The organism is Dongia soli (assembly GCF_034044715.1).
Taxonomy (GTDB): Bacteria; Pseudomonadota; Alphaproteobacteria; order Dongiales; family Dongiaceae; genus Dongia_B; species Dongia_B soli.
Window position 1 is genome coordinate 1 of sequence record NZ_JAXCLW010000017.1, and the last position, 11553, is coordinate 11553.

10 protein-coding genes and 1 pseudogene are annotated in these 11553 nt (G+C 58.1%); 5 read left to right on the forward strand and 6 right to left on the reverse strand.

The window, feature by feature from the left end; genetic code table 11:
• The first annotated feature begins 325 nt into the window (after positions 1 to 325).
• Positions 326 to 910, forward strand: a complete 585-nt coding sequence (locus SMD27_RS23835) for a TetR/AcrR family transcriptional regulator (RefSeq protein ID WP_320510962.1) — start codon at positions 326 to 328, stop codon at positions 908 to 910.
• A 349-nt stretch (positions 911 to 1259) separates the two neighbouring features.
• Here SMD27_RS23835 and SMD27_RS23840 read toward each other — a convergent pair whose 3' ends face one another.
• Positions 1260 to 1709, reverse strand: a complete 450-nt coding sequence (locus tag SMD27_RS23840) for a hypothetical protein (protein ID WP_320510963.1) — start codon at positions 1707 to 1709, stop codon at positions 1260 to 1262.
• A 690-nt stretch (positions 1710 to 2399) separates the two neighbouring features.
• On the opposite strand from SMD27_RS23840, the gene SMD27_RS23845 reads away from it, so the two are divergent.
• Positions 2400 to 2819 (forward strand): hypothetical protein, encoded by a 420-nt coding sequence (locus tag SMD27_RS23845; protein WP_320510964.1) that lies wholly within the window; start codon positions 2400 to 2402, stop codon positions 2817 to 2819.
• 79 nt (positions 2820 to 2898) lie between these two features.
• Positions 2899 to 3891, forward strand: coding sequence for a YeeE/YedE thiosulfate transporter family protein (locus SMD27_RS23850; RefSeq protein ID WP_320510965.1), 993 nt, complete (start codon positions 2899 to 2901; stop codon positions 3889 to 3891).
• Positions 3892 to 4337: 446 nt separating this feature from the next.
• Here the strand turns inward: SMD27_RS23850 and msrA are convergent, their stop codons facing one another.
• The 5 genes from msrA to SMD27_RS23875 form a co-directional block, all read right to left on the reverse strand.
• On the reverse strand, positions 4338 to 4889 hold the full coding sequence (gene msrA, locus SMD27_RS23855) for a peptide-methionine (S)-S-oxide reductase MsrA (RefSeq protein ID WP_320510966.1): 552 nt from the start codon (positions 4887 to 4889) through the stop codon (positions 4338 to 4340).
• A gap of 1 nt (position 4890) precedes the next feature.
• Complete coding sequence (msrB, locus tag SMD27_RS23860) at positions 4891 to 5334, reverse strand: peptide-methionine (R)-S-oxide reductase MsrB (protein WP_320510967.1); 444 nt, start codon at positions 5332 to 5334, stop codon at positions 4891 to 4893.
• Positions 5335 to 5483: 149 nt separating this feature from the next.
• Positions 5484 to 6359, reverse strand: a complete 876-nt coding sequence (locus tag SMD27_RS23865; RefSeq protein WP_320510968.1) for a LysR family transcriptional regulator — start codon at positions 6357 to 6359, stop codon at positions 5484 to 5486.
• Positions 6360 to 6443: 84 nt separating this feature from the next.
• A complete protein-coding gene (locus SMD27_RS23870) occupies positions 6444 to 7466 on the reverse strand; it encodes a helix-turn-helix transcriptional regulator (RefSeq protein ID WP_320510969.1) in 1023 nt (340 codons plus the stop codon).
• Positions 7467 to 8213: 747 nt separating this feature from the next.
• Positions 8214 to 8759 (reverse strand): carboxymuconolactone decarboxylase family protein, encoded by a 546-nt coding sequence (locus SMD27_RS23875; protein ID WP_320510970.1) that lies wholly within the window; start codon positions 8757 to 8759, stop codon positions 8214 to 8216.
• A gap of 114 nt (positions 8760 to 8873) precedes the next feature.
• Between SMD27_RS23875 and SMD27_RS23880 the strand changes: the two genes are divergently transcribed.
• Together SMD27_RS23880 and SMD27_RS24305 are read left to right on the forward strand one after the other, a co-directional pair.
• Positions 8874 to 9821, forward strand: coding sequence for a LysR family transcriptional regulator (locus tag SMD27_RS23880; RefSeq protein WP_320510971.1), 948 nt, complete (start codon positions 8874 to 8876; stop codon positions 9819 to 9821).
• Positions 9822 to 10982: 1161 nt separating this feature from the next.
• Positions 10983 to 11129, forward strand: a pseudogene (locus tag SMD27_RS24305) (cytochrome P460 family protein); the annotation flags it as partial.
• Positions 11130 to 11553 lie beyond the last annotated feature (424 nt).

The window sequence follows — 11553 nt, forward strand, 5'->3', positions numbered from 1 at the left end:
GGGACAGCAGTGTTCTCTCTCTGCTTTCGGGGGTGCCGCACGGATGGGTCTTGCAGGGGGTCTGGCCTCGTTATGTACCTATCGGTCCATAATTGCGCAAAAAAACACCCCTGCGCCGGCGCAACGCCCCGCTCGATCCAGTCCTGCTGACCTGCGCAATCTCAGCCGAGACGGCATTGCCGCTAGGGCTGGCCGACCGCCCCTTGGTCGCGACATCCGTTAGATACCATTTGGTCCACAATCATTCAAGGCCCTCGCTTGGAATCGATACCGATCGGTCTATATTTATGACAGGAGCCGACAAACAGGTACCCAAGTAAGCACGATGGCACGTCCGCGCGAATTTGACGAAGACGAGGTTTTGGACGCCGCCCTCCGGGTCTTTTGGGAGAAGGGCTATGAGAGTGCGGCTCTAAGCGACCTGTTGGTGGCGACGGGGCTGACCAAGTCCAGTCTCTACAAAGCCTTCGGCAGCAAGGAGGGACTCTTCTGGCGCGTCGTTGAGCGATACCAGCGTGACTTCCTGGATTTTCGCCATGAAGCGCTTGCAGAGCCGACGCCGCGGCGCATCGCCGCGCGGCTGCTCGAGGGCGTCACCGAGCTGCATAGCGGGCGGCGGAATCCGGCCGGCTGCCTCGAACTCAACACCGCGCTGTCCGGGTCCACGGAAGCCGAGCCGATCAGGCAGAAACTCGTCCGCGGCCGTGAGCTTTTCAGGCAGCGGCTCCGCGACCGCTTTGAAGAGACCTCGGCAACCGCGCCGCTGCCGCCGGGCATGACCAGCGACGACGCCGCCTCGTTCATCATGTCGCTCATCCAGGGCCTGGCCGCCCAGGCGAAAGGCGGCGTCCCCCGGGAAACTGCCCGCCGGGTGGTGCGCGCCGCATTGCTGTCTTGGCCGGAATCCTGACAACACCTCAGCATCGATTCCGCCCCTCCCGCAAACAGCATGGCCGGAAATCCGACTTGCTAGGGCGGCAATCGGGAAGCTCCATAGAGATATGGTCACTCGACGTCCTCAAGCGAGAGATAAGGAGATCCAGCTCGGTCAGTGAGGGCGCCATCCTTCGGTCGCGATAATCTGGCAAATAGTTGCGAGCCACGGATCGCTCCGCTGAATTGTTGCCAATGCTTTCTGGCGATTGCCCGTCCGGCCGAGTGGTAAATTCGGCTCACCACCGGAGCTGTCGCGTCTCAGCTCCAGCTCCGGCGGTAGTGGGGTCGTGGCCCTGGCGAGCCATCTCAGCGTCGCCGAAACATTAGCATCTCGCGAACCAGAAGGTTGCGGCCTTGATCCGGGCAAACAGGCCACCCTCTGGCTCGGCCATGGCCGCACGGACATACTGCGCGGCGGCCGCGGCGGTCATCGTAGCGCCGTAATGGCAATAGCAGACGATGTCATGCAATTGCCTGTCGGTTAGCCCGAAGAACTGCTTGGCTTGGTCGTAGCTGTCGTCGAACAATCCCTGCGCGCGGAGGACGGGATCCTCGAACGCGACTGAAATCGGCGAGTCAGCACTGCGCATCAGTCCCCGTGCATCGCGGGTCTGGTATTCGGTCTGGTAAAATGTGGCGAGGATTCGATACGGCTTTCGCTCAAGGAGTTGCGCCCACCGTTCCAAGCGTTCGTGCCGCGACAAAGCGGGACGAGCTTGGTCGGCAGAAATCTCGGCGACTGTCCGGAGTTGGTCGAGAGTTTGGTGTTTCATTATGGCCTCCTAGTCCAATAGTCGGCCCCCCAATTACGATACTGCCAAAGCCACACGTTGCTCAAGATGCGGCCTTGAATCAAAACTCACCCACCGCGCAATTGAAGACCTTGCGGAATACCGGTGTGGACGCATCCCGGCAGCGTCGCTACCCCTACGGATTTCCGAGGCGAGAACCACCAACGGCTTGCCGCCGGGCCTACCTGCATCGGTCTATAGTATATCAGCGAGACGATGCGACGACGCTCCAAGGATCGAGCCAAGCCGTCTTGGCACAGCTTCTTCGTTCACGAACGAGCCGATGCGATGGTGGGCAGGCCATGACGCACACTGGAGAGTTTAGGACGCACGCCTAAGTGCGCGGATTTTTTATTTATTTTTTGCTGCATGTTGCGTGGAATCTGTTCCATACAACTGGCTGGGCCGTTACGTGCATTCTGGTCGCAACTCGCTCCTCGCTCTGGCTTCATGCGCTGGGTTGGCCCGTGCATAACAGCGCCGGGCTTTCTCATTCCTCAACGAAGTGGCTTTTCCTCTGTAGCGGACAAATGGCCACTCGCTCCACTTCTCGAGCATTGACTCGGATAGGAAACCGCCGATCCTTATCCACATCCCAACTAGCCGTTAACCCATGATTCTCCCGGCGACGATGACGGCGGTAACGTCCGGTTCGATGAGTGAGATTAGCAGATGCCCACCTGCGATATTGGACTCAGAAGATACAGCCTGCATTTGTTTACGTGCCAAAACGGCCACAACATCCTCGATAGCCGGCCGCCAAGCGAAGCGGTTTCGGACGCAGAAATTCTCGTGACGCGAATTCTGTACGAGGACTTTGGGCAAAGCTTATCATGGACACCGGAGTTGCCGCGGGTGCACAAGTGTTTTCGCGAGTTCGATTTCAGCGATTTTATGAGTATGGCAGCTTTATGTGGCTGGATAGTCAGGGAAGCTGACAAGCGCAGGCGAATTAGCCTTAAATTCATGACTTGCGAACTGGCCGATGGCTTCAAAATTTTTCGGGACTGGCCGGACAGTTTCAGGAAAGTCGTCGCCGAGAGAATCGCTGCCTCTCCAGCAGACTTTTCGATGGTGAGCAATTGGGTGTAAGACTTCGATACCCCGGAGGATACCACTGGCGGGAACCTGGTTGTCGAACAGATCCGTAAATGCATGAGCGGGAAACCGAATGTGCTCAGGAATTCCAGCCAATATGGGCACAGAAACCATGACACGGCCTCTATTGACACTCCTAGCCTGCGTACTGGCCTTCTGGATGGGCTATTCTGCCAATCAAGGCAGCACTTGTTTGGTCGCTGCATCGCAGGAGCTGCAGCAGCGACGCCGGCCTGGATTGTTTGTTGGATTTCTCGCTGCCTCGGCGGCGGCCGGTTTGGTCGCCGTGCCTCTCGCTTGGTCGGGGGCGGGCGGGGCGCTTGCCGCATCTGTTGACATCAGCGCGACTGTGCTCGTGGGGGCAGTTGCTTTCGGCATTGGCGCACTCATTAACGACGCCTGCCTACTGGGGTCTCTCAGCCGTCTTGGCGATGGAGAAATAAGGCTACTCGCCATGCCAGTCGGACTAGCCGTCGGCTTACTTCTTATCGACCGAATCATGATCGACCGCAGTCCGCTACGGCCTAGCGTGCTGACCGCGCCAAGTAAATTCGGCGCTGCGGTTCTGGGGGGATTTCTGATCGTCGCGGTTCTTTCTCAAGCGTATATCTCCCGGCGGACAGCCTCGCGGTCAGGCGGGCGTTGGCCGCTCGGCGTTGCGATGTTGGTCCTGGGCTTGACTGGGGGTGCGCTCTACGCCATCGCACCTGTGTGGAACTACGTTCACTTGGTGCAACGCAGCCTTCCGCTCACGATGGCCGCGACTCGTGAGATCTCGATATTAACTGTCGCTGCGTCAATCGCCGGCGCCGTCACAGCCGCACTTCATCAAGGCAGATGGCGCCTACAGCGGCCTACGCTCGCTGACATCGGAAAATCATTTGTCGGAGGTGCGCTGATGGGTGTGGGCGTGGCCCTTATTCCCGGCGGCAACAATGGTCTAATTCTCGCGGCGATCCCAGCCCTGTCGCCCGGCGGAATTGTCGCATACTTGCTGATGACGGCCACGATCGTTCTCGGCCTCTCTGTGATTGCCAGGATATCCCGCAAGAGCACCACGGCCTAGCTATGTCTATGCTCTATGCACATATAAATGGCCCCAATCCATGCACCCCGATACCGCAACATTTTTGGCGCGTTCGTGCTTATGAACGGTGGCGACATCGTTCGCGCAACCTCATCGCGGCCGCCAGAAGCGGGACCCGCGGCTTTGGCGCGGGGATTGCTTGCACATGAGCCGGGCTTTCAATCCGGACATTCGCGATTGAGGTCGGTCTCTCCCACGCTGGCACCATTCGCCTGACCGGCCGGTTGGCCAACGAAGGCCTGATCGAGCGCCGGGGCACGCCGCTGACGGCCGCGCTCGATGCTTTACCTCACGGCAGCGGGCAGGAGAGCAAACGTCTTCAAGGTCTGGAGAACGCCTATCGGATTTGTAGACGCTGCTCTCACGATGCTGCGACGATACCCCATCGACGCGAAGCTGCACCACCAGCAGTATGACGTGGGGTTCTAAGATTGAGCATCGACGCCATCATGCGCAGGAATTGCCGTGGACTTACCGGCGCCCTCCCGTTTGGGAAGGATCCAGTTGGGGCGAGGGAAGTGACAGGTGTAACCTGCCGGCCACTTCTCAAGATAATCCTGATGCTCCGGCTCTGCTTCCCAGAAGTCCCCCACAGGCTCCACCTCAGTGACAACCTTGCGCTCCCAAAGGCCGGACGCATCGACGTCGGCTATGGTTTCCTCGGCGATGCGCTTCTGTTCGTCGTCGACATAGTAGATCGCTGAACGGTATGAGGTGCCAATGTCTCCGCCCTGACGGTTTCGCGTTGTGGGATCGTGGATTTGAAAGAAATACTCCAGGATCCGCCGGTAGCTCGTCTCTGCGGGATCGAAGACGATTTCGATTCCCTCAGCATGGGTACCGTGATTGCGGTAGGTCGCGTTGGGAGTGTCCCCACCGGTATAGCCGACGCGAGTCGAGACAACACCGGGAAGTTTGCGGATCAGGTCCTGCATTCCCCAGAAGCATCCCCCCGCAAGAACAGCGCGCTGATACATCTTAAACCTCCTCAACCTGGTCGAGATATTCGCCGTAGCCCTCGCTCTCCATGTCGTCGCGATGGATGAACCGGAGTGACGCGGAATTGATACAGTAGCGCAGGCCACCGCGATCAGCCGGGCCATCCGGGAAGACGTGGCCGAGGTGGCTGTCGCCGTGGGTCGACCTAACCTCGGTCCTGATCATCCCGTGCGAGCTGTCCCGCAACTTGTTAATGTTTGCAGAGACGAGCGGCTTGGTGAAACTAGGCCACCCGCAGCCAGACTCGAACTTATCGGACGACGCAAAGAGAGGCTCGCCTGAGACGATGTCCACGTAGATGCCAGGTTCCTTGTGATCATTGTATTCCCCGGTGAAGGGGCGCTCGGTGCCCGCCTCCTGGGTGACGCGGCGCTGTTCCGGTGTCAGTCGATCGATGGCCGCCTGCGACTTTCGGTACTGCATAATGAGCCTCCAATATTTCATTTGAGAGCGGGGCACGTTGCTGTCCGTTCTCACGGTACACGCATCGTTGTCAATTATTGCAAGCGGGACCAAATATTCCAATACGCCGCGAGTGTCGTTTCTTAACGGCGGCGGTGCGGCGACGCTCCTCACTGCCATTCGTACATCGAGGCGAATTGCGCAATCTTCCGTATCTCAATCGGCGTGGCCGATCCCGAGACCGTCGCGATCACCAATTCCCGCTCCAGGGAGAGGCCTTCGATAGGCCGTGTAACGAGGCCCGGAGCCGCAACCGAGCGCTCCGGTAAGATGCAAATTGCATGGCCATCGGCAACCACGCGCTGCACCCAATCCTCTCTTTCCGTTCGGATGCGCGGTCGCATCATGACCTCTCGACGGGCGAAGTGTTCCCGGATCTGTTCCCGGAACTCGCACCTAAGGCGGTCAATATACGGGAACTCCGCCAAGTCTTGAGCACGAACGACGTCCGCGCTGGCGAGCGGGTGGTCTGTTGCGCAGCCAAGAACCAAGCGCTCTCGGAAGAGAGGACGTACGTCCAGCTTCGGGTCGGACTTCAGTTCACGCGAGAGGATGCAGGCGTGATACTTGCCGGAGAGGACTTCTGCCGTATCCTCGTGGTGTTGAAGTGCGTGAATCTTGATCCTTACGGATGGGATCTGTTCCAAGGCGCTGAGAAAGAACGACGTAAAAGCGTTAGGGCCAACCGTAGGGGCTACGGCGATGTCGAGTACACGATGCCGACCGAGAGCCCAATTGTCCGAATGCTGGCGCACATTTCTTAGCGCAACCTGCATTCGTCTGAATTCCATTTCTATGTCCTGCCCCAGGGCGGTGAGGCGGCTGTTTTTACCATCGCGATAGATCAATGGCCCGCCGAGCTCTTCCTCCAAACGACGAATGGCCCGAGTCATGCTCGGCTGTGAAACGCCGCTCAGCCGGGCTGCTGTCGTGAAATTGAGCGTCTCAGCTAGATTAATGAAGTAACTGATTTGATTGAGTTCCATAGCTCTTCGCGCCGGCTAACACACTTCTAATGATCCCATCTGCTACGTTCACGGTGGGGTGTGCAATTGCGGCAGTAGTCCCATTTATTGCTCATCCGCCGTGCTCTCTCCAAACGTTGGGCTTCCTGAAACCAAGTGAGCGGGATTCGCATCTGACGGACGCAGCGCTTCGGCGCGGTATCCCGAAGGGTTACTCCCGTAGTGTCTGCGGAAGGTTCGAGTGAAACTGCTGCGGCTTTGGTATCCGGCCTGGAGCGCCACTTGATCGATCGACAGCGCATTGGCCGCGAGCAATTCCGCCGCGTAGCGCATTCTCACGCGCCGCAACAAAGAGATAGGTGACTCTCCGAACGCCACGACGAACCTCGCCATGAACGCCGAACGGCTCAGACCAACAGAGTGGGATAGGCTTTGAACTGTGTGCTGATCCGAAGGTCTTGAAGCCATTCCTGCGAAGGCGCGTGCTATCGGAGGATCGCTCAGAATGGAGAAGCGCTCGACCCAAGGGTTCACCGACGTTAAGCAGCGCCGGAGCAGGGCGAGTAATACAAGCTTGAGAAGTGCCGCCGACATCGGCCCACCACCGACATCCTCCGCGGCGAGTTCGCTCACGGCATAATTCATTATTTGATCCAGTTGATCGTGCACATCAAACTTCTCGATGATTGGAGTGGTGAGTGATGCGAAGAGGTCGACCGCTGCCCCGTAGAACGCACGGAACGACCCGCACACAAATGCCACAGACGGCTCGCCCTCGCCCACACTGCATCGGTGGCTCGAGCCGGGAATAAAGATGTCGCCGTGAAGGCTTCCGAGGCATCGCCGTGACCTGAATGCATGATCTGATCCGGCGATCACCAGGAACTTACCTGGAGGGACGATTACCAACGTGTGTCGCGTCAGCTGAATTGGTGGCTCATCGTTGACAAAGACCCAGCCGGAACCTTGAAGGCCGTAGTGGATCGTGGGGGCGTCATTGCAAGCTACGCGCAGTTGTGAGCCTGCAGTGAGCGTGCATCGAGACAATTTCGCCCGCTCGACCTCCAAAGTCGCCATGAGCTTGTCGAGATCTTGTGGCGTGATTCGCCAAAGTGGTTCGCTTGCCACGTCTAGTAGCCCTTATCATGATTTCACCCAGATCAGCCCCGCATTTACGAGTGTGGAGCAATTCCACTTGATGCCAACCTTGCACCCATTTGCCGATGCACGGCCTTTCCGCGCTCCACCTAATCCGAATTGTTTTTTGATCGGTCTTTGTTTGTCTCATTTGAAGACAGCAGACCATCGCCCAGTAGCCGGCAGGCGTGTAGTACGTGTCGTCAAATTTGATAAATTCATGGCAAGCATGAATAGTGTCTAAACAGAGCCCGCCGCCGCGCGAATAAATGAGCTGGCGTGATGCTCGACCGTGCATGTATGCGGCACCGTGGCTGTCGGGCCCACTGAAATATCAGCGCGGATGGCCGCGCCAGTTAGAACGCTATTTGAGCCTTCCGAGCGGTGCCCTGCCGAAGTAGCCACACCGTCATGTTAGCCAAATTCAGCCCACGCTTTGTCTATGCTCGGCGACCAAGGCGTAAATCCTTTATCCGGGGCACCACCTTCGGAAGCTTTTTCTTTTATCGAAGGTGCAGCTTATCGGGCCCGCCTTGCTTCAGTGAACCCGGCCGTGATGTGTTGCAGGCTACTCCGGTCGAGCATGCGGTAGCACCCCGCGTCCTCTATTCTTCCTTCGTAACCCGCAACACTGGAGTTCGGGGGCCCGGCGCTTGGTGTGGACACCAATTTCCATCAGTCATACGCGATGCATTCGACCTCAGGAAAATGGAGGCGCCGAAAGGCCGTGTTCTGTCATCAGTTTGACTTAGCTGGCGCGACTTCCGGGAAGTCGACCGGTGTCTGGATGGCGTTGTTCATGAAATTGGTCAATAGGAACTGCGCGGATAATGCGATCATCTCCACAATGTTGGCATCAGTCCAGCCCGCCGCTTTGACGGCGGTAAATTCCTCGTCCGACACCTTGCCGCGCCTCTCGATTAGCGCCTTGGCGAAGGCAATCGCGGCCTGCCGTTTCGGGTCGCTCGACCGGCCCTCCCTGTTCAGGGAGATTTCTTCAGGTGTAATCTTCGCCAAGTTGGTCGATATGTAGCTGTGTGCGGCGAGACAATAATCGCAGCCATCGACCTCGGAGATCGCGAGAGCGATGCCGTCGCGGGTTTTGATGTCCAGCGTCTTTGAGAGCGAGCTCATTAAACTCGCCCAACCCGCCAATGCGTTTGGGCTGATCGACATCAGTCTGTGCAGATTTGGCACGAAGCCGAGCAATTTATTGACATTATCCAGAATCTGCTGGGATTCGGCGGGTGCTTCGTCGCGTCCCGGAATAGCAATGCGTGACATCAGTTTCTCCGTTTAACTTCGACCGGAAGTGGTTAGTACATAGTAACTAGCCACTACCGCGGAGCGGCATAATCCGGTAATCCTGAGAACTTGCCTTTCGAAAAGTGAGAGACGATGGATCGCCTTGAAGCAATGTCGATACTAGTGGCATCCGCCGACACCGGCAGCTTTTCAGCGGCAGGCCGGCTCTTGGGGATTCCACTCCCAACGGTCAGCCGAAAGGTGGCCGATCTCGAAGCGCACCTGAACACCCAATTACTGGTGCGCTCGACACGGAAACTTTCACTTACCGAGGCCGGCGTTGCTTATGTTGCCGCTTGCAAGCGGATCCTCGAGCAAGTCGACGAGGCAGAATCCCAGGCGTCTGGGGAATACACTACTCCGCGCGGCATACTGACGATGACTGCCCCCATTGTCTTCGGCCGCTTGCACGTCGTGCCGGTAGTTAACAAATTCCTCGCGAATTTTGCGGAGGTCAGCGTTCACCTTACGCTCTCCGACAAAACGCTAAACCTCGTCGACGAGCACATCGACCTAGCGGTGCGCGTGGGCACGCTACCTGACAGTACACTCGTCGCCACGAAAGTCGGCGAAATTCGCCGCGTCGTGTGCGGCAGTCCGGCGTACTTCGCCGCGCATGGGGTGCCGAAGTCGCCGGACGACCTTGCGGGGCACAGATGCGTCACATTCACGGCCTTGGCCGCGGGGATGACGTGGGTATTCAACCCGCCCGGAGGATCGAGTAAAAGCGTACGGCCGTTTTGTCGGCTGAAGATCAACACGGCTGAGTCCGCAATAGACGCGGCAATCGCCGGCATCGGCGTGACGAATGTATTGTCGTATCAAGTCGCTCGGCCGGTGGCCGAAGGCAAACTGAAAGTCGTCCTGCAGGACTACGAGCCTGAGCCCATTCCCGTCCACATCGTGCATGCCGGCCAAACGCTTGTCCCTTTGAAGACCCGTCGGTTCATGGAGTTTGCCGCTCCGCGCTTGCGAAAGTCCCTGGCCGTGGAGTTGGCAAAGCTGGACGCGCCAGCTGGCGCTGCAGAAGCCAAGAAATAGCCATCGTCCTCAATGCGCGAGGTGTCATGAAGCATACAACGCCTTGAGAGTTGACACGCGGGCTATAAACTTCGGATCGAGTGATGCCGACCGAACTCGGCCCAAAACACAAACGTCTTGCGCGGGAATGTTGGCCTGGCTCACAGCGACTAAAGCGAAATCATCGCTTCCGCGGAGATGATTGCACGGGCCGGTTCAATGATAATGAGGCTTTCCGTTACGCCGCAATTGTAGCCGAGGCGGCGCCTGAGGTTGGCGGGAGGGGCGTCGACCACGATAAGCCGAGCAGGGTACCGTGTGCGCAAGGACCGTGCCTACCATGCTCTCGGACAAGATGGACGTGCCAGCCCTGCCAAAAGCAACGACTATGAAGATCGAAGCTTTCATCAACGCTCCTTCCTTGCCGTTCGACAATTACCAGTTCCGACTTCGTGGACCCGTGCGGTAGCATCAGTTGCGCGCCGCCTCTTGGCACCATCGCTCCGTGCAGTGCCGCTTGTCATGGAAGCGGCCGTCTTGGTCGGTTGCTCAGGGAAAAGCGTTGGTGACCTTGAAAATCTTAGGATCGACCAGCGTAATCGAGATGCAGAAGGCTGCACAGTCGGCTCGAGATGCGAATGGCAGCGGAGATGATAGCAGCAGTGCCAACCGCTATGGAAACTATACATGTCGGCTATTGGAAAAACTCGCCACGCGCTGCGATAACTGAGTGCCTTTTGCAGATCTCATCGAGTAACGGCGATGGCAACCAAGTAGGGCATCACTCAATGTGGTGAAAAGAGGTATCCGTATTGTGCTACCCATCGCGGGAGCGAGCGCGAAGAAGGATAACGTCAGGGTCCAATTCCATGCGCTGCTAGGCGACCGAAATCGTCACCGTTACCCGTTCACCAACATAAGGAATAGTGCGATGAAAATAGTCGCTGTTTCGAGCATCGCCCTGGCAGGATTGTGCGTGATTGGGGGGTGTCACTGCCTATGGGTTTGATACGCGTTCACAATACAGCGGAACGACCGCGGCCGCCGTTCTCGTGAAGGAAGTGGTCAAAACGACCACTGAAGATATGACAACCGGAACTGTAAGCAGCGCCGGTAGGCTTGCTGGCTGGTTCGTTATGGTGAAAGACAGCGTCGGCCGATTTCAGGAACAAGCTTTGGGGCGACGGCTGGGGTTGGTCATGGTTCGAGGCAAGTGATCTCCAGAAGACGACATCCACCGACTACACGGCGGACTGCCAGTCCGGTCACGTGCCGGCGCGACAGTCAGACTGGATCTACACCCACGGCTATCCAGTGCTGGCCCGGTAAGCGAGGCATCCTGGCGATAATGCTGGCAGGGGATGTCGAACCTGTGCGGGACCAGTTTGCGGGGACGGCCGGAGTGATGTTGGTGGAACGACCCCGAGCCTTAGGCTCGGTCCGCACAGAGCGGACCCGTGTAGGAGACAACCCGGCGTGAGACGCATGGGGACGAACACCGCCGCCAGCCGGTTAGGCTCCGGCGCATCGCAGGCCCTCGTCACCGAGAACTCGCTGTTCGGACGATCTGCAATCTTTGCCGGACGACATGCACGCTAGCTTCAGCCATCTTCCTGAGGACGGCGAGGCGCCATCCCGGCCGCCTCACCGACCTAACGCAGGAGAAAGTGATAGCCACCAGCCCTTCCATCGACCGTAACTGCCTCTTCGTGTTCGGCGAGTCGTTTCGTGAAGTGCTCTCGTAACCATTCTT